Origin of the sequence: Rouxiella aceris, assembly GCF_012933545.1 — a bacterium.
Taxonomy (GTDB): Bacteria; Pseudomonadota; Gammaproteobacteria; order Enterobacterales; family Enterobacteriaceae; genus Rouxiella; species Rouxiella aceris.
The window spans coordinates 215,452-238,912 of sequence record NZ_JAADJU010000003.1; the positions used below are offsets into that span (position 1 = coordinate 215,452).

The 23,461-nt window shown below is 52.6% G+C and carries 17 protein-coding genes; all 17 read left to right on the forward strand.

The window, feature by feature from the left end; translation table 11 throughout:
• Positions 1 to 13: 13 nt before the first annotated feature.
• The 17 genes from tssK to GW590_RS07095 all read left to right on the forward strand — a co-directional run bounded on the left by tssK (position 14) and on the right by GW590_RS07095 (position 23,214).
• Positions 14 to 1,354, forward strand: coding sequence for a type VI secretion system baseplate subunit TssK (tssK, locus tag GW590_RS07015; RefSeq protein WP_169402299.1), 1,341 nt, complete (start codon positions 14 to 16; stop codon positions 1,352 to 1,354).
• Entirely contained in the window at positions 1,351 to 2,025 is a 675-nt protein-coding gene (gene tssL, locus GW590_RS07020; RefSeq protein ID WP_169402300.1) for a type VI secretion system protein TssL, short form, read from the forward strand. The genes tssK and tssL overlap by 4 nt, the downstream gene beginning before the upstream one ends.
• The gene (locus GW590_RS07025) at positions 2,022 to 3,704 is read left to right on the forward strand and encodes an OmpA family protein (RefSeq protein WP_169402301.1); all 1,683 of its coding nucleotides are present in this window, start codon (positions 2,022 to 2,024) and stop codon (positions 3,702 to 3,704) included. Before tssL ends, GW590_RS07025 begins: the two co-directional genes overlap by 4 nt.
• A gap of 3 nt (positions 3,705 to 3,707) precedes the next feature.
• Entirely contained in the window at positions 3,708 to 4,199 is a 492-nt protein-coding gene (hcp, locus tag GW590_RS07030) for a type VI secretion system effector Hcp (RefSeq protein ID WP_169402302.1), read from the forward strand.
• Positions 4,200 to 4,368: 169 nt separating this feature from the next.
• Entirely contained in the window at positions 4,369 to 4,563 is a 195-nt protein-coding gene (locus GW590_RS07035; protein WP_169402132.1) for a hypothetical protein, read from the forward strand.
• A gap of 43 nt (positions 4,564 to 4,606) precedes the next feature.
• Positions 4,607 to 6,979 (forward strand): type VI secretion system Vgr family protein, encoded by a 2,373-nt coding sequence (locus tag GW590_RS07040; RefSeq protein WP_169402303.1) that lies wholly within the window; start codon positions 4,607 to 4,609, stop codon positions 6,977 to 6,979.
• Between the two features lie 9 nt (positions 6,980 to 6,988).
• Positions 6,989 to 7,852, forward strand: coding sequence for a DUF4123 domain-containing protein (locus tag GW590_RS07045; RefSeq protein WP_169402304.1), 864 nt, complete (start codon positions 6,989 to 6,991; stop codon positions 7,850 to 7,852).
• Between the two features lies 1 nt (position 7,853).
• Positions 7,854 to 10,427, forward strand: a complete 2,574-nt coding sequence (locus GW590_RS07050) for a T6SS effector BTH_I2691 family protein (RefSeq protein WP_169402305.1) — start codon at positions 7,854 to 7,856, stop codon at positions 10,425 to 10,427.
• Positions 10,428 to 10,430: 3 nt separating this feature from the next.
• Entirely contained in the window at positions 10,431 to 11,495 is a 1,065-nt protein-coding gene (locus tag GW590_RS07055; RefSeq protein ID WP_169402306.1) for a DUF6708 domain-containing protein, read from the forward strand.
• A 136-nt stretch (positions 11,496 to 11,631) separates the two neighbouring features.
• The gene (locus GW590_RS07060) at positions 11,632 to 12,696 is read left to right on the forward strand and encodes a DUF6708 domain-containing protein (RefSeq protein ID WP_169402307.1); all 1,065 of its coding nucleotides are present in this window, start codon (positions 11,632 to 11,634) and stop codon (positions 12,694 to 12,696) included.
• A 61-nt stretch (positions 12,697 to 12,757) separates the two neighbouring features.
• Positions 12,758 to 15,349 (forward strand): T6SS effector BTH_I2691 family protein, encoded by a 2,592-nt coding sequence (locus tag GW590_RS07065; RefSeq protein WP_169402308.1) that lies wholly within the window; start codon positions 12,758 to 12,760, stop codon positions 15,347 to 15,349.
• 1 nt (position 15,350) lies between these two features.
• Positions 15,351 to 16,325 carry a DUF6708 domain-containing protein gene (locus GW590_RS07070; RefSeq protein WP_169402309.1) on the forward strand — a complete coding sequence of 325 codons (975 nt, stop codon included), beginning with the start codon at positions 15,351 to 15,353 and terminating at the stop codon, positions 16,323 to 16,325.
• Positions 16,326 to 16,415: 90 nt separating this feature from the next.
• Positions 16,416 to 17,060: a hypothetical protein gene (locus tag GW590_RS07075; RefSeq protein ID WP_169402310.1), complete on the forward strand. Its 645-nt coding sequence runs from the start codon at positions 16,416 to 16,418 to the stop codon at positions 17,058 to 17,060.
• Entirely contained in the window at positions 17,035 to 18,006 is a 972-nt protein-coding gene (locus GW590_RS07080; RefSeq protein ID WP_169402311.1) for a DUF6708 domain-containing protein, read from the forward strand. Before GW590_RS07075 ends, GW590_RS07080 begins: the two co-directional genes overlap by 26 nt.
• A 181-nt stretch (positions 18,007 to 18,187) precedes the next feature.
• On the forward strand, positions 18,188 to 18,454 hold the full coding sequence (locus tag GW590_RS07085) for a PAAR domain-containing protein (RefSeq protein WP_169402312.1): 267 nt from the start codon (positions 18,188 to 18,190) through the stop codon (positions 18,452 to 18,454).
• Entirely contained in the window at positions 18,454 to 19,665 is a 1,212-nt protein-coding gene (locus GW590_RS07090; RefSeq protein ID WP_169402313.1) for a hypothetical protein, read from the forward strand. The genes GW590_RS07085 and GW590_RS07090 overlap by 1 nt, the downstream gene beginning before the upstream one ends.
• A 111-nt stretch (positions 19,666 to 19,776) precedes the next feature.
• Positions 19,777 to 23,214 carry an ImcF-related family protein gene (locus GW590_RS07095; RefSeq protein WP_169402522.1) on the forward strand — a complete coding sequence of 1,146 codons (3,438 nt, stop codon included), beginning with the start codon at positions 19,777 to 19,779 and terminating at the stop codon, positions 23,212 to 23,214.
• Positions 23,215 to 23,461 lie beyond the last annotated feature (247 nt).

Here is a 23,461-nt window from a genome sequence, read left to right on the forward strand (position 1 = left end):
GCGGAACTCAAGGATGAAAACAGAACAACCACTCTGGGGCCGGGGCACCATGATTTCGCCTCAGCACTTCCAGCAGCAGTCCGCCTGGCAGGCATGGCACAGCGAGTGCATCGCGCGTATGGGGCTGAATCAGCCGTGGGGCGTGTTTCAGGCGGAGTTTGAGCCAGAGGCGCTGAAGCTTGGCCGGCTCAAGCCGCGCCATCTGCACCTGCGCTTTCGCGACGGCACGCTGGTTGATACTCACAACGCCGATCCGCTGCCGCCGACGCTCACGCTGGAGGCGGAGCAGAAGGAAGTGACGGTTGTTCTGGCTCTGCCGCAGTTGTACGCCAGCGGAGGCAACTGCCTGCAGGAAGAGGACATCGCCGAGCGCCCAGTGCGTTTTCGCCAGCGCTGGCGCGATATCCGCAACCTGTTCGGGGATGATACTCGCCAGATTGCGGTACTGCAGCCGGAACTGACGCTGCGCTACGCGCATCAGGACAACAGCGACTGGCTGACCTGTCCGGTGGCCCGTTTGCAGCAGGACGCGCAGGGCGGCTGGACGCTGGACAACCAATTCCTGCCGCCGTTGCTGACGATGCAGGCCAGCTCGTGGCTGATGACCGCGCTGGAAATGCTGGTCACACAATTACGTGCACGTCTGGTGCGATTAATGTCCATGCGCCGCGAAAGCAACCAGCGCATGGCCGATTTTGCCGTCGCCGACGTCTCGCTGTTCTGGCTGCTCAACGCGCTCAACAGCGCCGAGCCGCTGCTGGCCGATTTTCAGCGCCATCCGCAAAGCCCGCCTGAACGGCTCTATCCCGAACTGGCGCGCCTCGCCGGCAGTCTGTTGACCTTCTCGCTCGAACATCAGGTCAGCGCTATCCCGGCCTATCGCCACGAAAACCTCAACGACGTTTTCCCGCCGCTGTTCAGCCTGCTCGGCACCCTGCTGGAAGCCAGCCTGCCGTCGCGCATGGTGGCAATCGACATGACGCACGACAGCCGTCTGCGTCAGTGGCAGGCACGTCTCAACGACCCGCGTCTGCGCGAGGAAGCCGATTTTTACCTCTCGGTGCGCTCGCCGCTGCCGGTGGCGCAGTTGCAGGAGCAATTCCCGCGTCAGTGCAAAGTCGGCAGCCCGGATGACGTGATTGCGCTGGTCAACAGCTCGCAGCTCGGTATTCCACTCAAGCCGCTGAGCCACGTGCCGGCGGCGATCCCGCTGCGCCTGGAGAACCAGTATTTCTCGCTGGATCTGTCGCACCCGGCGGCGCGCGCCATGCTCGAAAGCGGCAACTGCATGTTTTATGTCCCCGGCACGCTGGGTGATCCGGAACTTGAACTGTTCGCGGTGCTGAAATCATGAGTGTTAAAGCAAAAACTATCGATATTGATGCGCTGCTGCAGAACACCTGGCTGCAGGTGATCAGCCTGCGCCACAGCCCGCAGTTTGCCGACGGCGAAGGGCTGGCGCTGTGGCAGCGCTGTGTCAATGACGCCGAACGCGTACAGCTCACGCTGCGTGAAGCGGGCGTCAGCCGCGAAAGCTGTCACGACATCCTGCTGGCGCAGTGTGCGCTGCTGGACGAGGCGGTGAAAGGGCGCGGCGTGCAGGACGACGCCTGTGTGCAGTGGTATCACATGCCACTGCAGGGCCACTTTTTACAGACCATGGACGCGGGCGAAACGCTGTGCGACCGCATGCAGCGGGTGCTGACGCAGCCAGAAGCCGACGAAATGGTGCTGACCTGTTTTCACCGAGTGATGATGCTGGGCTTTCTCGGCGGCTATGTATCTACGGATACCCCTGCGCGTCAGCAACTGGTGAACGCGCTGACTAAACGCGTGCCTGCTTTCACACGCGCGGCGGATGTGCCTTTGCTTTCTGTGGCAAACGGCGGCCTGCGCGGCGGCTGGCTCAGCAACTGGTCGATGCGCCTCGGCTTGACCGCGCTGCTGCTGGTGGCGCTGTGGTGGGGGCTGAATCACTGGCTTGACCATCTCATCACCACGCTGCTGCCCGGAGTCAAAGAATGACGCCGTGGCTTCTGCGTTTGCTGGCGCTCTGGATCTGCGGACTTGCCGCTGTGCTGTGCCTGCTGTTTCTGCCGATATCGCGCAGCACTGCTGTGCTGCTGTTGCTGGCAATCATGCTGGCGAGCGGCATCGTGTTGCTGAAAAAGTCGCGCCGCCGCCATCAGGCTGCGCAGGATGGGTGGACGGATTTACCCGACGCCGCGTACCGCCAGCCGGTGGTGCTGTGCTGCAGCGAGAGCGCTCTTTCCGCTGACAAACCGGTGCGCATCCTGCCGCACGGCTGCTTTATCCGCGTTGCCGAAAGCAGCGACCTCCAGCACAGCGTGCGCCAGCTGTTGCAACTGCGTCCCGACTGGGGCCGCCAGATGTCCATTTGCTTCAGCATCAGCCCGCAGCAACAGCAGGACGCGACAGCGCTGGAAAATCAGCTGTTCGCGCTGCGCTGGCAGATTGCGTTGCTGCGCCGTGAAACCCGCCAGGCGCTACCGCTGCTGCTTAACCTCGGCGTGGCCGGCGACATGACGCAGTGCGCCGAGCCGCTGTGGCTGGTGCAGCTGGCGAACAACCCACCGCAAATCTGGCTGGATGACACCCCGCCGCGTGGCACGACCGAATGGCTGGAATCGGGCGGCAGTGTGGCAATGCAGCAGCAAATTCTGCTCAACACGCTGGATGACTGGACGCGTGAAAACGTACTGCGCGTGCTGACGCAAGCGCACAGCGATGTTGCACCGGTTGTGCCCGGCGCACTGATGCTGCATCTGCAATCCGGCACATCGGGCGATAACGATTCGCTTTGGCACGCCTGGCTGTTAAAGCACACCGCCATCAACAGCGCGGGTGCGCACGCCGCGCCAGTTCTTCCAGAATTCATTCTCCCGCAACTGCCGCAGGGCCGAGGCCTGACGCCGCGCGTGCGGGCGCTGCGCGTGGCACTCAACGCCTTTGTTGCTGCCGCCGTTATCGCACTGTGCGCGGTGGCCTGGAACAATCAGTCGCTGATCCGCCGTATCGCCTTTGATCTCGCTTATTACAACCGCATCGCCATGACCGACTACGCACCGAAGCTGGCGGCGGTCAGCGTACTGCGCGAAGACGCGGGCCTGCTCGACGGCTACGCGCGTCAGGGCGCGCCACTGCGCCTTGGCCTCGGGCTGTATCAGGGCGGGCATCTACATCTGCCGGTGTTGCACGCTATCAGCACCTGGACTCCTGAACCCAAACCCGTTGCGGTAGAGAAGCCCAAACCACAGCCCACGCGGGTTCGCCTCGACAGCCTGTCGCTGTTCGACTCCGGCAAATCCGAGTTGAAAACCGGCTCAACCAAAGTGCTGGTGAACGCGCTGGTCGGCATCAAGGCGAAGCCGGGTTGGCTGATTGTGGTCAGCGGCCACACCGACAGCACCGGCAACGCGCAGAAGAATCAGCAGTTGTCGCAGCGGCGCGCGGAATCCGTGCGCGACTGGATGCGCGACACCGGCGACGTAGACGAGAGCTGCCTTGCGGTGCAGGGCTTCGGTCAGAGCCGCCCGATTGAGAGTAACGACACTCCGGAAGGCCGCGCAGCCAACCGGCGGGTAGAAATCAGTCTGGTGCCGCAGGCCGACGCCTGTCAGGCAGCAGACGCAATCCCTCCGTCATCACAGGACGGTGACGGCAATTATGAAAAAAAGGAGTAACACATGGCAATTCCGGTTTATCTGTGGCTGAAGGACGACGGCGGTGCGGACATCAAGGGCTCGGTGGACGTGCAGGACCGTGAAGGCAGCATCGAAATCGTGGCGCAGGAACACAACCTGTATATCCCGACCGACAACAACACCGGCAAGCTGACCGGCACGCGCATTCACACGCCGTTCCTGTTTACCAAGGAAATCGACTCGTCCAGCCCATACCTCTACAAGGCGGTCACCACCGGCCAGACGCTGAAAGAAGCCGAGTTCAAATGGTACCGCATCAGCGACGCGGGTCAGGAAGTGGAGTACTTCAACACCAAACTGGAAAACGTGAAGGTGGTGAAGGTCAATCCGCTGATGCACGACGTTAAGGACCCGTCGAAAGAGAAGCACAACCATCTGGAGCAGATTGAGTTGCGCTACGAAAAAATCACCTGGACCTACAAAGACGGCAACATCATTCACTCGGATTCGTGGAATGAGCGAGCGACAGCGTAATCCGCACTGACGCTGCATGGGCGGGCCATCGGGCCGCCCTCATGTTCAGAAACTGGTTTGTGGCTCGGCGCGGGTGCAGCCACAAATCACTTACATCCTTCCTGCTGCCTTATGCGCCTTGGTTTACGGCGAAGGGCGGTAGCGTGCCCCTAATCAGGAGCATTTTACTATGGACAGTCAGCCAGCCGCTCTTCTGCGTCGCTTCAACCCGTTCTGCGCGCAGGCGCTGGAAGCCGCCGCGCAGGCCAAAATCCAGCCGGATCACTGGCTGCTGAATCTGCTGCAGCAGCGCGCCCGCGGCACCTTAAGCAACAGCCTGACGCGGGATACTAACGAAGCAGGCGAAGTGAGCTTTACGTTCTGATTGAGCAACGGTTCCTGTACACGGTATTTAAAAGGATTTAACCATGAGCGAAACGGCCATTCCCTTCTTCAGCCACAACCATAATTTGCTGAAGGTCACGGACAATACATCCCCTCTCGACGTACTCAGTTTTGAAGGTACAGAAGCGCTGAGCGCCCCGTTCAGCTGGAAAATCATCTTCACCAGCAGCGATAAAAACATCAGCCGCGAAGCGATGCTGCTGAAAACCGCGTCGCTGACCCTGCAGCCGTCGCCGCAGAGCCTTACTGGCCTGCAGCACAAAGCCGAACCGCTGCGCGTGGTGCAGGGCGTGGTAACCGGTTTCGATATGCTCGGCGTGTCGGCCGACGAAGCGCGCTACGCCATCCGGTTGCAGCCGCGCCTGGCGCTGCTGGCGCGCACCCGACAGAACGCCATCTGGCAGGATGCATCGGTGCCGCAGATTGTCGAATCCATCTTGCGCGACCGCCACGGCATGCGCGGCCAGGACTTTGTGTTTAATCTCAGCCGCAACTACCCGAAGCGCGAGCAGGTGATGCAGTTCGATGAGGACGACCTGCGTTTCGTCTCGCGTCTGCTGGCGGAAGTCGGCATCTGGTTCCGCTTCACCACCGACACGCGCCTCAACATCGACGTGGTGGAATTTTACGACGGCCCGCAGGGTTACCAGACCAGTCTGACGCTGGCCGCCGTGCCGCCGTCCGGCCTGCACGATAATGGCGTGGAGTCGGTATGGGACATGGAAAGCCGCTACCGCGTGGTGGAGAAAACTGTCAGCACCCGCGACTACAACTACCGCGACGCCACCGCCGACATGAACGCGCAGGCCGACGTCACCGGCGGCGACGACACCACCTACGGCGAAGCCTATCACTGGGCGGATAACTATCTGCAGGTGGGAGAGGTTTATAGCGCAACACCAACAACCGAGAGCGGGGCGTTCTACGCCCGGCTGCGCCACGAGCGCTACCTCAACCGCCAGACGCAGCTCAGCGGCAAATCCAGTTGCGCGACGCTGATGCCCGGCGTGGTGGTGCGCGTCAGCGGCAGCAACGCGGCAGACGTTTTTCACCGCGGCGTGGTCATCACCTCGCTGCTGTGCCGCGCGGCGCGTGACAGCAGCATGGAAACCCTCTTTCACGGCATCCCGGCGGAAGGGCGCTACAGCTATCGCCCGGAACCGGCGCCGCGCCCGGTGATGGCAGGCACCTTACCGGCGCGCATCACCAGCACCACCAGCAACGACATCTACGGCCACATCGACCGCGACGGACGCTATCGCGTCAGCATGCTGTTTGACCGCGCGGGCTGGGAAAGCGGCTTCGAAAGTTTATGGGTGCGCCAGTCGCGCCCGTTTGCCGGCGACACCTACGGTCTGCACCTGCCGTTGCTGGCCGGTACCGAAGTGGCAATTGGCTTCGAGCACGGCAACCCGGATCGTCCGTACATCGCCGGCGTGCTGCATGATTCATCCCGCCCCGACCACGTCACCATTCGCAATTACAAGCGCAACGTGCTGCGCACGCCGTCCAATAACAAGCTTCGCCTCGACGACACGCGCGGCCAGGAGCACATCAAGCTCAGCACCGAATACGGCGGCAAGAGTCAGCTCAACCTCGGTCATCTGGTTGATGACGAACGGCAGGCGCGCGGCGAAGGTGCTGAACTGCGCAGCGATGAGTGGGTTGCGATCCGTGGCGGTAAAGGGGTGCTGCTGACCACGCAGTTACAGCCAAAGGCAATGGCGAAGCAGCTGGATATGGATGAAATCAAGCGTCAGTTAACGGATGCGCTGTCGCTGGCACAATCCCTGTCTGGGCTGTTAGAGACGGCCCAGATTGATCCGATGGATAACAGTACACAGCAGCAGTTTTTGCAACAGACCGTAGATCAGCTGCAGCAGCCTGCGATTGTCGCCGGAGCCCCTGCCGGGATAGCGTTATCTACCCCTCAGCACATCCAATTGAGTGCCAACCACAATCAGATAATTACCGCCGGTGGAAACACTGAAATCAGCGCACTTAAACGCATGGTACTGGCCGCGCGAAAAGGCTTTGTCGCCTTCGCCCATGAGATGGGCATGAAGCTGGTTGCCGCGACCGGCAAAGTGGAAATTCAGGCTCAGACTAATGCTCTGGATCTCATCGCCAGCAAAGCTCTCACCATTAGCAGTACCAGCGATGAAATCATTATATCGGCGAAGAGGAAAATCACGCTGCAGTGCGGTGGTTCTTCTTTAACGATTGACCCGAGCAAAATTGAACTCGGCACGGGTGGACAGTTTAATGTTAAGAGCGCCGAGTTTGATTATGCCGCAGCGGCAAAAATGGCGATGCCCTTCCCGGAATTCACCGCTTGTGAGTCTGCAGCCGCGGATGCGGCAAGTAACGGTGATGCCACAGTGCCACTTAACTAAGGATCGGTTATGACGATTGAATATATCTCTCCACACCGGGCTTTAGGAACGCATCAATATGCGGTGATTGACCGTCAGCAGGTCCCTGAATTACCCGATTTATGGCCGGTGATTGAGCTGGTATTGCCGATGCTGGCTCCACAGGCTCATCTTTATCCCTGGCTGGTACCGTTGAGTGAAATGCCTTCGCAGGAGTGGAAAACGCTTATGGCAGACCTCTCCGTCCATGCCGGATCTCGTACTCCACAAGTCTGCAGTTTGCTGGTTTCCAGCACTCTTTCGCCTCAGCAGATTCAAAGCGCACTGGTCAACGCTCTCTACTTTAAAGATGTCAGGCACCATGGCCATATTTTGCGCTTTTATGATCCCAGAGTGTTGTTTCACCTGCACTGGATGCTAAGTCCATGGCAGTTATCTAACCTGCTTTCGGCAAGGGATATCCCATGCTGGACGTTCTGGCTGGAAGGTGGCTGGCATACTCTCGAGTTCACTGATCAGGCGGCCGTTAAGCCGACAGACACCGCAGCTATCAGCCTGCATCAAATAGCGCATTGCGGGCTGATAAACCAGGCGCTGCTGCAGTTGCCATCGTATGCAGATATGCAGCAGCGTCAGCAGATCAGCCGTCGACTGGAAGCGTTAATGATGCAGGCAGCGAAGTGCGGTCTTTCCACTGATGAAGATCGTATTGCGTTTGCACTGCATGGCCTGACTCAGCCTGAAGGGTTCTGGGCTGCGCGAAATATGTCCGTATTTTTACAGCAGGCAAGCCAATATCCTGATTTATATCGCAATGAAACCCATTCCTGGGATGAAAGTCGCTGGCAGGAAATGACCGGAGTGCAGAGTAACAACGCAAGGAGCATCTTCTAAAATGAGCACGAAAAAAAGCTGTAAGTTTTGTACTCGCCACGGTCTGCCTCTGTTGCCCGTGCGCCCGGCGGTGATGTCACAGGATGATGTGTTACCTCAACTGCCCTCCACCCTGACGCCACCACTTGCGGCCCAGGGGGAAACCGCATGGACCGCGCGACTACTGCGCGAAGGATTCCTGTATATATGGGCTGAATCTGGCCAGTACTGGAAAAGTTATTTCGCCACTGCCGACGGCTATTACTACCCACTCCCCGAGCATGGTGATGTGCCGCCGGATATTGCCAGCGGCAAGGTGAAACCGTGTATCAGCGAACCCACAGAACTGGCGGCAGCATCGTTGGTGACGCTGCCGGTGAAGCCGCTTGGGATGAAAAACGGTTTGTTCTGGTTTAGCTGGTCTGAGGTGGCGTGGACGGACGCGGTACGTAAACAGCATGAGGATGCCGCTTATCGCAGCCAGTATATGCAGCGTTTTGATATGGATGCGTGGGTGACCAGCGGTAAGGCGGAGCAGGCGCTGCCGATTTCCGGATTAAGCGACATTGTGGCGGAGTACAGCAGTAAAGCGCAGCGCAGTGATCTGCCGCAATGGTCCCGCGCGCCGTGGAAAACCGTCAGGACGGGAGAAAGCGGCCATCTGCAACGGGCAGCCGAGACGTTGTATACGGGCAAAGGTGCCATCATCCTGTTACAGGATCCGGTTGCCGTCGCTCAGGATATATCCTGGCTGGCAAACTACCGTATCAATCAAAATCTCTACCAAAATCCACGCTACACACGAGAGCTTGCACTGAGTGCCGCCGTTCAGGGACTAAAAGAGAGTATCTGCGCTCAGTATGAGAGGAGTATCGTTTTTAACAACCAGGTGGAAGAAATTAATGCCGGAGTGGGGTCGTTCAAAGCCAATGGTGTTTTTATACACGGCTCTTCGGCCATGGAGGAGAGGCTGCGCATGAGAAATATTCAGCAGCTCAGCCAGAAAATTGAAAAAAAATGGGAGGCTGAATATGGCAAATATTATGACAAGGCCAAAGAAAATGCGTTCACGGATGCGTTTAATGCCGCGTTAAAGCAATACGACGAAAACATTATTGTGCCGATGATACATATGTACATAGAATGCATGGATGGCTGCATTCTGGGTGACTATTTCCTTCATAACTTTGATACCACCGACCCGGCCAGCGGAATTGGTTATGTACAGTCAGTCACCGATTGTATTAATGGTTCTCAGGATAAGCTACTTGTCTCAAAATACTTTCAGCTAAAAATTGCCGGAGTATGTACTGATAAAAGCAATGTTCTGGCACGAGCGGCGGTATTTAACAATGATGCTTATGCAGAGCAGGTGAATACCACGACACAAGCCTCTATTGATATTAACGCTCTTCCCTGGGACAGGCCTGCCGATGGCTTTAAGGATATTTTTGACCAGAAAATCGGTGCAGCTCAGTTGGTGCTAGAGAAATACCAGAATGCGTTGAGTGCTGCCGTGTATTCCCTGACTGAAAAGGCTATTAATTCCAAACCTGTGGATGCACTGGTCTCCTTTGCGGTGGTGGCAAATAAGCGGGTGCATGTCATCACGCTGACCGCGGAACGTAAGCATTTTGTCACGGCGGTGGTGGGCGAGTTGGCTGAGATATTTGGCATCAGCGGCCGGGCGAGTATCGATCAACTACGTCACTATGTCGATATTGAAGTTCGCCATATTGAAGCAATGAATATGAAAATGAGCGGAATGCAGACCAGCAGCTTTGCGACACTGGTGGATCTGGATGCAGTGGCGACGGCCAAAGCCGCAGGTATCAAAGCTGCACCCGCAGTGGCAAAGACGCTGCGTTCGGTTGAAGAAGTGAAAGCCACAATCTTCCCCAATACCTTCCGAAGCCGGCTGGCACGGCTGAAAGCCACTTCACCGTCCTCCCTTTCCGCATCGACGATGAAAGCTATCCCGCTGGCCGGAAGCGTGATATCAGGGGCCTTTCAGATATTTGCTCTCAATCATGCCGGCCTGCCGAAAGCATTTACCGTGGAAAGTACCTCGCGTTTTGCCGGAAATATACTGATGGCGGCAGGCTCGGTGGCTGATTCGATTGAGCGCGTGCTGACGAACTTCAAGGAAATCAGATGGCGGGCACAGATCAGGGTGGCGATGGGAGGACGCGTTGAGCGAAATATGATGACTATGATTAGGAGTGTTAAATGGTTGGGGGGAGCCGCTGGAATTATTGGTGTGGTGTTTGATCTGGCAAACTCCTACTCTGAAATTAAGAAAGGTCATATAAAAATCGGAGTTGCTTACTTATTCTCTGCTGCCGGTGGCGGTATCTTAACCTATGGTGCTATTTTCAGTGTGGCACTTTCGCCAATTTTGATTGTTATTGCTGTTGCACTGATCCTAGGATCTGCAATATATCTTTCACTCAACATTAAAAATGAAATTCAACGCTGGCTGATGAGCTGTTTGTGGCGCAATGTACCCATGGGAGAGAGTGATATACCAGAAATATGGCCAACCAGCTCGATTGAAATTGAGGCATTTGGTAAAGCGTTAGAATCAGGAATATAGAAGATGAATTATACTGGTCTATATAATCCCTTTAAGCTTAATCGACCTTTAAGTGATGACGATATCAAATATCAGTTGCGTCAGGATTTTTCAGGCTTGGGAGCGTCGGGTGCAGTAGCACTGGATGATACGGTCGTAATTAAGATGAATTCAACCTATTTGGAATTAGTAGATAAATATTACAGTAATAGAGGGATGTTTGAGTTTTTTACAATTGTTATGTTCTCTTCCTTTTTCCTGACTCCAGTTTCTGTGATTTGTTTACTATTTTCTAATCCAATGTCTCGGCCAGATGATTTAATTGAGTTATTTTTACTTATTATTGCAATAATTTTACCATTAATAATGGCTAGATGGTTCTTAGGTTTCTTACGCAAATCCTTTTTCACCTGGACCCACTACCCGGTGCGCTTAAACCGCAAAACGCAAATGGTGCACATATTTAAGGTGGGCGGCACTATCCTGTCGGTTCCATGGAATGATGTGTTCTTTACCCGTGGCCGTGCAGGTTATGGCTCAATGCCGGAATGGAGCATTGACGGTCATATTCTTGCCGACGATGGCAAAACGGTTATCGATACCTTCAGCCTGGGGTTTTCCAGCACACGCCGCGAGCTGGTAAAAAACTGGGCGTTCGTGCGTAGCTATATGGAAGTAGATGACTGTCTGGAAGACTTAGCGGACATTATCGTACTGTGCCCACCGGTGGCGGAGAAAAGAGAGAATTACCTGTTTGGCCTGCAATATATGATGCGCATAGAGTCACGCATCATGTGGTTCATCACAGCACTAATGTTCCCGCTGCACCTGCTGGGCAGTATCACGCGCTTTGTCGTTATGCGTACCTGTAAAATCCCGCGCTGGTCTGAAGAAGTGGAAGCGGACTGTGTCGTGGACGCGAATGACCCGATAAACGTCAGTGCGGCAAATAATCCCCGACATATCTGGCGTTACATGCTGGCTAACCAACCGTTGGATGAATATAACGCGCTATATGATCGCCAGATAAATGCGGTAGAACGGCTGCGCGCGAAAGTTCAGGCCGCGAAAAATCAGCGAGCGGAGTAATCTCCCGCTGACAGGAAATGACCGGAGTGCGGAGTAACAACTCAGGGAGCATCTTCTGAATATGCCAGAAATATGGCCAACCAGTGCGATTGAAATTGACGCATTTGGCAAAGCATTGGAATCAGGAACATAACAGATGAATTACACCGGTCTTTATAATCCATTCAAGCTCAATCGGCCTCTCAATGAAGAAGATATCAAATATCAGTTGCGTCAGGATTTTTCAGGTATGGCATCATCGGGTGCAGTAGCACTGGATGATACGGTCGTGATTAAGATGAATTCAACCTATTTGGAATTAGTAGATAAATACTACAGCGATAGAGGAATGCTTGAGTTTTTTACTGTGATAATGTTTTCTGTGTTTTCTTTATCCGTGATTGGTTTTTTTTATATACTTTTCTTTAATCCAAGTAATACAGAAGATGCATTGGCAAGGGTGTTTACATGCTTATTTATAATTACAGCCTTTTCAGCAATATCAGTCTGGCTATATGGTTTTTTACGCAAATCCTTTTTCACCTGGACCCACTACCCGGTACGCTTAAACCGCAAAACGCAAATGGTGCACGTATTTAAGGTGGACGGCACTATCCTGTCGGTTCCATGGAATGATGTGTTCTTTACCCGTGGCCGTGCAGGTTATGGCTCAATGCCGGAATGGAGCATTGACGGTCATATTCTTGCCGACGATGGCAAAACGGTTATCGATACCTTCAGCCTGGGGTTCTCCAGCACACGCCGCAAGCTGGTAAAAAACTGGGCGTTCGTGCGTAGCTATATGGAAGTAGATGACTGTCTGGAAGACTTAGCGGACATTATCGTGCTGTGCCCACCGGTGGCGGAGAAAAGAGAGAATTACCTGTTTGGCCTGCAATATATGATGCGCATAGAGTCACGCATCATGTGGTTCATCACAGCACTAATGTTCCCGCTGCACCTGCTGGGCAGTATCACGCGCTTTGTCGTTATGCGTACCTGTAAAATCCCGCGCTGGTCTGAAGAAGTGGAAGCGGACTGTGTCGTGGACGCGAATGACCCGATAAACGTCAGTGCGGCAAATAATCCCCGACATATCTGGCGTTACGTGCTGGCTAACCAACCGTTGGATGAATATAACGCGCTATATGATCGCCAGATGAATGCGGTAGAACGGCTGCGCGCGAAAGTTCAGGCCGCGAAAAATCAGCGAGAGGAATAAACCTCAGTTTTTAGCGATATGACAGGAAATCAGAATAATAATGCAGGGAGCATCTTCTGAAATGAACACGAAAAAAGGCTGTAAGTTTTGTACCCGCCACGGTCTGCCTCTGTTGCCCGTGCGCCCGGCGGTGATGTCACAGGATGACGTGTTACCTCAACTGCCCTCCACCCTGACGCCACCGCTTGCGGCCCAGGGGGAAACCGCATGGACCGCGCGACTGCTGCGCGAAGGATTCCTGTATATCTGGGCTGAATCTGGCCAGTACTGGAAAAGTTATTTCGCCACTGCCGACGGCTATTACTACCCACTCCCCGAGCATGGTGATGTGCCGCCGGATATTGTCAGCGGCAAGGTGAAACCGTGCATCAGCGAACCCACAGAACTGGCGGCAGCGTCGCTGGTGACGCTGCCGGTGAAGCCGCTTGGGATGAAAAACGGTTTGTTCTGGTTTAGCTGGTCTGAGGTGGCGTGGACGGACGCGGTGCGTAAACAGCATGAGGATGCCGCTTATCGCAGCCAGTATATGCAGCGTTTTGATATGGATGCGTGGGTGACCAGCGGTAAGGCGGAGCAGGCGCTGCCGATTTCCGGATTAAGCGACATTGTGGCGGAGTACAGTGCTAAAGCTGGAAGTTGTAAGATTAAAAAGTGGTGCCCATCACCATGGAAAAATGCCACCCCAATAGCAGGAGAAAATATCCGACTGGCGGCCGATTCACTATATGCAGGTAAAGGCGCGATCCTGCTGCTACAGGATCCCCCGGCGATTCTCCAGGAGTTGTCTGCACTGATTGATTATGATTTACAGGATCAGGTCTACAACAATCCGCTTTATAAACGCGAATTGGCACTGGCTTCGGCAATTAGCGGCCTGAAAGAGGCGATGATGCGTCAGTTTGAACGTGATTATATCGAGAAAAGCGAGAGTGAAGAGCGTGTGGTGCTACACGGTCCCTTCGGCTACAGTGCCAACAGCGACCTGCCGGATAATATGTATACGCCGCTTGCCGACAGGAATATGAACAGTACGGTAGCTAAAAAATGGGCCGAATATGAACAGTATTACGAGCCGGATAAAATGGCGGCCTTCCAGCAGAAGTTCAGCCAGGCACTGGTGCAATACAATGAGCGTATCGTCAGCCTACGTACCGGAATGTATCTCGAATGGATTAAAAGCGAAGGGTTGCTGAAATACTTCAGGCACAACTTTGATACCGCAGAGCTGAGCAGTGGCATAGCGTACGTGCAGACCATCAATTATTGCATTACAGGTATGCAGGATAAAACGGGCGTTATTCGTCATTTCACTGATTTATTGTCAGGCCTACCCACCGACCCTAACAATATTTTGGCCCGCACGCTGGTGCTGAATCAGGATGTTTTAGCTGAAAAATTAACGAAATCCGTTGAAGGATTTTCCGATTGGGTAACCATCCCCTGGAGTGGGGCGGCGGACGCCTTTAACATCGGACTTGCTAACTACAGAGAGGGCGCGCTCGGTGCGGTTTCGACGGCGGTGGGTATGCTTTCAGGAGTGGTGACCCGATTAGTTATTCACTCGATGGAATCGAAACAGGTGTTTGCCTGCCTGGTGGCAATGGGCGTGTTGACCAACAAAGCGTATGTCACGCTGGAAAAAACCGGTACCTACAAGCATTTTGTTACTGAAGTGGTTGCGCAACTGGCAAAAGAAAGCGGGCTGGCCGGCAGGTCGAACAGCGACAAGCTGCGGCACCACGTACGCCAGGAGCTAAGACGGCTGAGAGTCAGCGGGTTGCCGATGGAGGGTGTGGAGGTTAAACGCTTCCTGGTCATGGTCGATATCAACAAAGTTCACGCGCTGCAGGCGCTGCCGCCAAAAGAGCGCGCCGCCGAACTGGCCAAGCTGTTGCGACTTTCAGCCGACGTTGAAGCGCAGCAGTTCAGCCAGTGGCAGGGCGCGGTCAGGCGTGGCGTCAGCCGGGTGGGAGATGCAATGCCGTTTGCCATCGGAGTGTTTTCCGCTGTGCTACAGGTCGCCGCGCTGTGGACTACTGCTGATTTAAAAAATAAGAAAACACTGACGGCCGACCAGAGTGAAGCACATGCCAAGTTCTGGGCCGGAGTGGTAGGCCTGACAAGTGCCAGCCTCGGCATTGTGGAAACCGGGATTAAGCAGTTCAATCTGTTTGCCAGTGCTTCGTCCAGATTTCGGTTATTACGTGCGCCCATGGTTCAAAAGTTGATATTTGGTATCGGAGGGAGGTTACTGGGGGTTGGCGCAGGAATTGTTGCCGTTGGTTATGATATTTATCATATGGTCGATGAAAGGAATAAAGGACATATCGGCCTTGCTATCGCTTATGGCCTGTCAGCACTATCAGGATCGTGGCTTATTGCAGCACTATGGTTCAATTCACTGCCTGTTTTGGGGACCATCATTGCAGTAATATTTCTGATAGGTACAGCAATTTATCTAGCGATCAATAGCAGAGATAAAATTCAAAAATGGTTAATTCAATGCCTTTGGCGTCGAATTCCTGCGAAGGAAGGTGCTACTGAAGAAAATAAGAAACTTTACCAAAAACGGGAGGCTGCGGACCTCCCGATCTGGCCAGATATGGATATAGAAATGAATGAGTTAAAGTTAGCTATAGGTGCCGGAGATTAATATGGATTGTTATGGGCTCTTCCCAAAATTTAAACTCAATCGAAAACTTAATGACGATGAAAAAAATTATAATCTTAAACAACTCAATAAAATCGAACTCGAAGGTAATAGATTGATATCAGATGCTAAAGTAATAAGCATGAATTCACGCTATCTGGAGATTGTAGATAAATTTTATTCTTCTAAAGGAGTTTCAGCTTTAATTGGTATTTCTTTATTCTCTATGTTTTTATTTGCGTCTCTATCTACTGTTTATACAATTGTATTTGATTATGGGTGGAGTGGTATTGGTATTTCATATCCTTTTTTGCTTCTTCTTATTCCATTTTTAGGTGCAATTTTTTTCACATTAAAAATCCTAAGAACAGAGCTGTTTGCTTGGACGCATTATCCAATACGTTTCGATAGAAATAATAGAATGGTGCATTTTTTTCGGACAGATGGTACCATCTGCAGTGTACCTTGGGATAAAATATTTTTTACTTCCGGCCTCAACCATCGAAAAGAATTTAATAAAGATTACTATATCAGTGGTCATGTTCTGGCGGACGATAACGAGACAGTAATCGACACATTCTGCCTGCCGGCGACAGGTCCAGATCGTGAGGGGCTGGAAGGGCACTGGGAATTTATACGCCGTTATATGGAGGAAGGCCCTGAGTCTGTTGTGCATGCAGTAAAAGATTGCCTGCCGATAGCCGGTAAGCGAGAAGGATACCAGTTTGGGTTAATTTATTTAATGGTAGCGTTTACTGGCGCACCGATTATTCTTTTTCCTCTAATATTTACGCTAAGCTTTATTTACAGTATTCCGCGCTATATCGCAATGGTCACCAGCAAAATTCCTGTCTGGCCGGAAAGTATCGAAGAACAATGTGCAGTATTGGAAAATGATCCCTACGCAGTTGATGCCTCGATCAATTCAAAACATCCCTGGCGGGACATATTTCGTAAACAGCCAGAAGATGAGTGCTAACTGAGAAGTATGCGTGCGAGGTGAACGAGAGTAGTCCTGGCAGTACAATTCTTATTTACACATTGTGTTCATTCCTATCTGGCCAAGCTGTTGCGACTTTCAGCCGACGTTGAAGCGCAGCAGTTCAGCCAGTGGCAGGGCGCTGTCAGGCGTGGCGTCAGTCAGGTGGGAGATGCAATGCCGTTTGCCATCGCAGTGTTTTCCTCTGTGCTACAGGTCGCCGCGTTGTTTGCCAGTGCTTCGTCCAGATTTCGGGGATTGCACTCGTCTATAGTTCAAAAGTGGATCTTTGGCATTGGGGGGCGGTTACTGGGGGTTTACGCAGGAGCGGTTGCCGCAGGTTATGATTTTTATCATTCTTATGATGAATTTAGCAAAGGGCATATTGGCTTAGCTACAGCTTATGCTTTATCAGGGTTTTCTGATCTTTGGTTGATTGCTACTTTTTTATGGGTGATACCCACTATTGGTACCATTATTGCTTTTGCAATCTTGATAGGTACCGCAATCTATCTCGCTTTGAATGATCGGGATAAAATTCAAAAGTGGTTAATACAATGTTTGTGGCGCAAGATACCTACAAACGAAAATCAAACAAAGGAATCTCAAGAGATTTTTCAAAAGCGTGAAGAATCAGACCTTCCTATATGGCCGAGTATGGTAATGGAAATGAATGAGCTAAAACTGGCTCTGGGTACCGGAGAGCGAAATGGACTATTACGGAATGTTCCCTAAATTTAAATATAATCGCCAGCTTAATGCAGACGAAAAAAAACACAAACTCAATCAATCTGATCGAACCGATATTGCCTCTAGTTCTATTACGTCTGACTCCAAGATAATATCGATGGGGTCTAATTATCTCGAGTTGGTGGATAAGTACTATTCGCCGAAGGGATTTGCAGGATTAGTATGCTTTCCTGCTGTAGTTGTGAGTATTCTGGTTTTTATTGCTGTATTATATTCAGTTATATTTGATTATGGATGGAGTAATGTTATTTTTGCACTGCCTTATTTACTCCTTCTCATCCCATGTTTGGGTACGTTTTTTTTCATGATTAAATTGCTGAAAACCGAATGGTTTGCCTGGACGCATTATCCCATTCGCTTTGACAGGAGAAATCGAATGGTACATTTTATTAGGCTGGATGGCACCGCTCGAAGTGTCCCTTGGGATAAGGTTTACTTTACTTCTGGACTTAGTCATCGGAAAGGTTTTAATAAAAGTTACTATATCAGTGGCCATATTATGGCGAATGATAGCGACATAATTATAGATACTTTCTGCCTGCCGGTAACAAGCCCAGACCGAAAGGCACTGGAGTGCCATTGGGAATTTGTGCGCCGCTATATGGAGGATGGTCCTGAGTCAGTAGTGCATGCAGTAAAAGATTGTCTGCCGATAGATGGGAAGCGCGAGGGGTATCATTTCGGCCTAATCTACGTAATATCAGCATTTAATGGTATGCCGATATTCCTATTTCCGTTTATATTTACGCTAAGTTTTATCCTCAGTATTCCGCGCTATATCGCAATGGTCACCAGCAAAATTCCTGTCTGGCCGGAAAGTATCGAAGAACAATGTGCAATATTGGAAAATGATCCCTACGCAGTTGATGCCTCGATCAATTCAAAACATCCCTGGCGGGACATGTTTCGTAAACAGCCAGAAGATGAATGATAACTGAGAAGCATGAGTGCAGCATAGACTAAATTAATTTAATGTCTAAAGCTTGTTACAATAATTATCAAATCCTTTATCTTTGATAAGAAATGTACTTTCTGAAAAAATGCTTGATGCAGATAATTATCAGGTATCAATCATTTTAATTATAATGTAGATAAAAACCCAGGAATTAAAAATGAAAGGGATTATTCGCATTGGCGATAAAACAACCGGTGGTGGTCAGGTGCAATCTGGTTCTGAAACAATGATTTTTCAGGCAATTGGCGTGGCACGTATTAATGATCCCGTAAGCTGCCCAATTCTGGGGCATAGCCCGTCGTATATTGCACAGGGGCATCCGACAATGAAGGATAATGGTGTCGCTGTTGCTTTCGATGGTTATAAGTGCAGTTGTGGCTGCACATTAATATCTTCACTAACGAATGCAACCACGAGTAAATAATGCCGGTAGATCTCTCCGCTATTCCTCCCGTTGTTAAACGGAAGAAATGCCCTTCACTGAAACGCTGGTCAGTAGCTTTACTGATTTTGTTACTTTGCTGGGGATTTATCGCCCTGAAACTATGGCCCTCAGGTCATGCAGCGAACGGTGCGCTTTTCTGGCACTGTCTGATAAGTGCGCCGCTCATACTATGGTTAGTTGTTTTTAGCCTTCGCTGGCTGATATGGCTGGTTTCCGAGTGGCTGGCTGATGGCTGGGATAGCGAAAGGGAAGCAGATATGGCTGCGGAGATTTCCCGTGGCCAACGTTTTTTCTCACTTGAGGCGGTTAGTATACGATTACCGCACGTTGTCGGATATGAGGCGCTTGCAGAGCAATTTCTGCTGCCAAAGGCGGTTGTGTTACCTGTTGTTGTAGATGAAAGCACGCGCGCCATATGTCACCAGGCAAGTTTTAATAACACCGGGCAGCCTGTTCTGGAGCGGATCGTGATGCTTTTCATCTCTCTGTTAGATGGAGCCAAAATTAACACGGCACTAACGAAACGTAAGGTGGCAGATAAATTACCCGCCATCATTCAGATTGATACCGATTCAATACTGTCAGAAGAAGAGTTGCTGACGGTAAAAAATAAGATTGAGAAATTATATCCAGTATTATCACCTTTGAATTTTGCACCTCACCTCTCACTGGATGATATCGATAATCTACTCGATACGCGGCCAGCATTGGATGGATTATTAATTATCTCTGTCAGGCTGTTACAGGCTCCGCAGGAGGGGGATGCAGAAGCCGGCGTAGCATTGTTATTGGGTAATAAAAAAGGTAATCATCCTCCGGAAGGATATGCCTGCCTTCACAGGCCTGAGCTTACAAAAGATATAGTGACATTGCATCAATCAGTCGAGCAGTCACTGCAGTGGGGAGCGACCCGCCGTGAAGATATAACGCATTTGTGGCTGGCAGGATTGGGTATTGAAAATAAGGCACAAAACTTCCTGGCAAATAACAATCTCAGATTCCCTCATATCAATGCTGAAGGGGCATTTATTGATATAGATATGAAAAGCGGCTTCACGGGACAGGTTTCTCCCTGGCTAGCCATTGCACTGGCGGCAGGAAATACGGCCAAAAAGCCTTCCCCTCAGCTGGTAATGAGCATGCCTAATACAGGTAGTCTGCCGTGGTGGTTAGTTATTCACCCTGCCTGATTTTCAGGGGGGCAGCGGAATTACTAACCTGGCAAATAAAATGTTATTACAGACGCGAAAATGTCAGTTTTTATATTCAGGGAGGATAATGTGCAGCAGATCACCAAAGGAATGAAAAATTCAAATTTCCAGCTATGGTTAATATTGTTTATTCTGATGTGTGTTGGTGTGGCACTTTGCTTCATCATTAAAAATGATCCATCGCAATTAGGTATATCTCAGGATTCGCTCTGGCAGGAGCGATTATTCATTACCGCCCTGATATGTACTGGTGGTTTACTGCTATTTATTATCCTGTTTTTTATTACCGCCCGGCTTTTTGGTGCTCAGTCTTACAGGAAGATTAAAAACTATCCGAATGGAGATAATGCCCGCGTTACTGATATCGCCATAAAATCAGAGTCGCCTCACATCACTGGCATCAGGCAACTCAAAAAATACCTCCGCTCCCGCTATCGCCTTTTCTGGCGCTATAAAGTCCGCCTGCTGCTGGTCGTCGGTAATGATGCCGCCCGCGCCGCCCTGATCCCCGGTTTACAAGAACAACAGTGGCTGGAAGGCTCGCGGACTGTGCTGATTGACGGTGGCAGCCTGAATGAGGAGCCTGATGCCGATAAATTCGCGGCGCTGCGTAAACTGCGCTGTGGCCGTCCGCTGGACGGCATTATTCGCGTGCTGGAGAGCGGGCAGGAACTGACGCCACAGCAAAGCGATAATGACCTGCGCGCGTTTGAAACCATCGGCACACTACTGCGCTGGCAGCCGCCGGTGTGGCTGTGGCAGCTATGCAGCAGCGACTGGTCACAGGCCGGACGAACTGAACAGGCGATTGGGGCGATATTTCCGCCGCGCGCGCAACCGCAGGATATTGGCACCCAGCTCAACGGTTTGCTGCTGCCGCTGCGTGAGCTGGGCATTGCACAGATTGCTCAGAACCCGTCCTGTGATTTTGCGCTGCGTCTCGGAAAACGGCTGGAGCTGGGCGGCAACGAGCGCTGGCAAACCCTGCTGACGCCATGGCTGCATGCTGCACAGCAGCGCATTTTTCTGCGAGGCCTGATGTTTAGCCTGTCGGAAAGCAGCACGGCAACAGCAGCATCCGGAAATGCGCTGCACCGGCATGCCCTGACGCTCCCCGCCAGCTGGCAGGGAATTGTGAATGACTGCACCCAGTTGCGCGGCCGCCGGGTCGGCATGCCGTGGCAGCAAACGCTGGCCTGGTCACTGATGGGCCTGATGTTGCTCGGCGGCGCGGGTATGCTGGTGTCTTCACTGTTCAACCGTCAACAGATTGTCAGCGCGGCGGATAAAGCTCAGATATTGGTGAACGCCAACATAGTAAATGATGCGCAGCTGATTGCGCTGCACGGTTTGCGTAACGATCTCGGGCAACAGCAGCACTGGTTGGAGCACGGTGTGCCCTGGTATCAGCGCTTCGGCATTAACCATACGCATCAACTGCACGCTGCGCTTCTGCCGTGGTATGGCGTGTCTGCGCAAAAGCTGATCCACGAACCTGCGCGCATCGCGCTGGAAGAGAAATTAACCTATCTGGCTGGTTTGCCTGCTGCCAGCCCGCTGCGAATCACGCTGGCGCAACCGGGTTATAAGCACTTAAAGGCGTGGCTGATGATGGCGCGGCCGGAGCGCGCCGAATCGGCGTTTTATGCGCAGACCATGGCGACCGTTCAGCCGGAATATCCAGGCATTTCGACGTCGTTGTGGCAGACGCTGGCCCCGGATTTGTGGGCATTCTATGCCGCGTCATTGCCGTTGCAGTCGAGCTGGCGCATCAAACCTGATGTGTCGCTGCTTAGCCAGGCGCGTCAGGTGCTGCTGCTGCAGACCGGTCAGCGCAACGCCGAGATGACACTGTATCAAAACGTCCTGCACGATGTGCGCCGCAATTATACCGATCTGACGCTGGAAGACATGACGCCAGGCACCGATGTGCGCCGGCTGTTCAGCAGCGATGACAGGGTGCCCGGCGTGTTTACGCGCCAGGCGTGGGAAGATGGCGTGCGTCAGGAAATCGAGAAGGCGGCGAATACCCGACGCGATGAAATCGACTGGGTGCTCAGCGACAACCGCAATGCTGTGCCGCAAGATATCTCACCTGAAGCATTGAAGGCCCGTCTGACGCAGCGTTATTTCAGCGACTTTGCTGCTAGCTGGCTCAACTTCCTCAACGGCATTCGCCTCAATCCGGCACAGAATATTGCTGATGTGACGGATCAACTGACGCTAATGAGTGATGTGCGTCAGTCGCCGCTAATTGCTCTGATGAACACGCTGGCGTGGCAGGGACAAACCGGACAGAAACGTGCAGCGCTGTCAGATACGCTGATTAAATCGGCAAAAGATCTCATTAGCCAGAAAGAGAAACCGGCGATTGATCAGAGGGTTAGCGGACCGGAAGGCCCGCTGGATGCCACTTTGGGCCCACTGCTGGCGTTGATGGGTAAAAGTAGCGGCGCGCAGCTGATGGCTGCTGACAGCACGCTGAGCCTGCAAACCTTCCTGACGCGCATCACCCGCGTGCGTCTGCGCTTACAACAGGTTGCGGCTGCACCAGACCCGCAGGAGATGCTGCAGACGCTGGCGCAAACGGTGTTTCAGGGCAAAAGTGTTGATCTCACTGATACTCAGCAGTACGGCAGCCTGATGGCGGCAAGCCTTGGCGAAGAGTGGAGTGGATTTGGTCAGACGATGTTTGTGCAGCCGCTGACGCAGGCGTGGGAAACCATTCTGCAGCCGTCGGCGGTGAGTCTGAACGCGCAGTGGCAGCGCTCCATTGTGGAAAACTGGCGCACTGCGTTTGATGGCCGTTATCCGTTTGCAGCCAGCAACAGCGATGCCTCATTGCCAATGCTGGCGGAGTTCATTCGTCGCGATGCCGGCCGTATCGATAGTTTCCTCAGCAGTCGCCTTGGTGGCGTATTGCAGAAAGAGGGCAGTCGGTGGGTGCCGGACAGCGCGCACAGCCAGGGATTAACCTTTAATCCGGCCTTCCTTAAAGCGGTGAATCAGTTGCGTGAGCTGGCGGATATTTTGTTCACCGACGGCACGCAGGGCATTAGCTTTGAACTGCAGGGACGCGCTGCGCCAGACGTAGTGGAAACCCAACTGATGCTTGATGGTCAGCCGTTGCGGTATTTCAACCAGATGGCTACGTGGCAGACAATGCGCTGGCCGGGCGACAGCCTGAAACCGGGTACGTTACTGACCTGGACCGGTGTGAAAAATAGTGCGCAGATTTACGGTGACTATCCAGGAACCTGGGGCTTTATCCGCTGGCTAGAACAGGCGAAGCGTAAACGTCTCGAACGCAGCCGCTGGTTACTGAGTTTCACCACGCCGGATAAACGTACGCTGACCTGGGTGTTGCGCACGCAAATGCGCGATGGCCCACTGGCGCTATTGCGGCTACGTGGTTTTACGCTGCCTGAAGAGATATTCAGTGTTGATGTGGCTTCTGCCTCACAATCAATGGCACCACGTGAAGCGGCAATGGAAGAAATCACCACCGACATGGATGGAACGAAATAATGGCATGCATTGAGGTATTAATCGTCGCGTGTGGCGCCGAAGTCTCTGCACTGAGGGCGGATGCTCAGCAGCACCTGAATCACTGATCAAACTGGTTGCAACCTATAGCGGTAGAAACACCCTGTGGAGCTGATCCCGCCGATGATGACCAGTTTTTGCTGATTCCTCAAGAGGTCAATAAACTCTCTGCAACAAAGCGGGCTGGAACTGATTGAGCTGACGGATTCGCGGTTCAGCCAGGCAACTA

Excerpts from the sequence above, each read along its gene's own strand:
- tssK (WP_169402299.1), top strand. The coding sequence starts at position 14 with ATGAAAACAGAACAACCACTCTGGGGCCGGGGCACCATGATTTCGCCT.
- tssL (WP_169402300.1), top strand. The coding sequence starts at position 1,351 with ATGAGTGTTAAAGCAAAAACTATCGATATTGATGCGCTGCTGCAGAAC.
- GW590_RS07025 (WP_169402301.1), top strand. The coding sequence starts at position 2,022 with ATGACGCCGTGGCTTCTGCGTTTGCTGGCGCTCTGGATCTGCGGACTT.
- hcp (WP_169402302.1), top strand. The coding sequence starts at position 3,708 with ATGGCAATTCCGGTTTATCTGTGGCTGAAGGACGACGGCGGTGCGGAC.
- GW590_RS07035 (WP_169402132.1), top strand. The coding sequence starts at position 4,369 with ATGGACAGTCAGCCAGCCGCTCTTCTGCGTCGCTTCAACCCGTTCTGC.
- GW590_RS07040 (WP_169402303.1), top strand. The coding sequence starts at position 4,607 with ATGAGCGAAACGGCCATTCCCTTCTTCAGCCACAACCATAATTTGCTG.
- GW590_RS07045 (WP_169402304.1), top strand. The coding sequence starts at position 6,989 with ATGACGATTGAATATATCTCTCCACACCGGGCTTTAGGAACGCATCAA.
- GW590_RS07050 (WP_169402305.1), top strand. The coding sequence starts at position 7,854 with ATGAGCACGAAAAAAAGCTGTAAGTTTTGTACTCGCCACGGTCTGCCT.
- GW590_RS07055 (WP_169402306.1), top strand. The coding sequence starts at position 10,431 with ATGAATTATACTGGTCTATATAATCCCTTTAAGCTTAATCGACCTTTA.
- GW590_RS07060 (WP_169402307.1), top strand. The coding sequence starts at position 11,632 with ATGAATTACACCGGTCTTTATAATCCATTCAAGCTCAATCGGCCTCTC.
- GW590_RS07065 (WP_169402308.1), top strand. The coding sequence starts at position 12,758 with ATGAACACGAAAAAAGGCTGTAAGTTTTGTACCCGCCACGGTCTGCCT.
- GW590_RS07070 (WP_169402309.1), top strand. The coding sequence starts at position 15,351 with ATGGATTGTTATGGGCTCTTCCCAAAATTTAAACTCAATCGAAAACTT.
- GW590_RS07080 (WP_169402311.1), top strand. The coding sequence starts at position 17,035 with ATGGACTATTACGGAATGTTCCCTAAATTTAAATATAATCGCCAGCTT.
- GW590_RS07085 (WP_169402312.1), top strand. The coding sequence starts at position 18,188 with ATGAAAGGGATTATTCGCATTGGCGATAAAACAACCGGTGGTGGTCAG.
- GW590_RS07090 (WP_169402313.1), top strand. The coding sequence starts at position 18,454 with ATGCCGGTAGATCTCTCCGCTATTCCTCCCGTTGTTAAACGGAAGAAA.
- GW590_RS07095 (WP_169402522.1), top strand. The coding sequence starts at position 19,777 with ATGAAAAATTCAAATTTCCAGCTATGGTTAATATTGTTTATTCTGATG.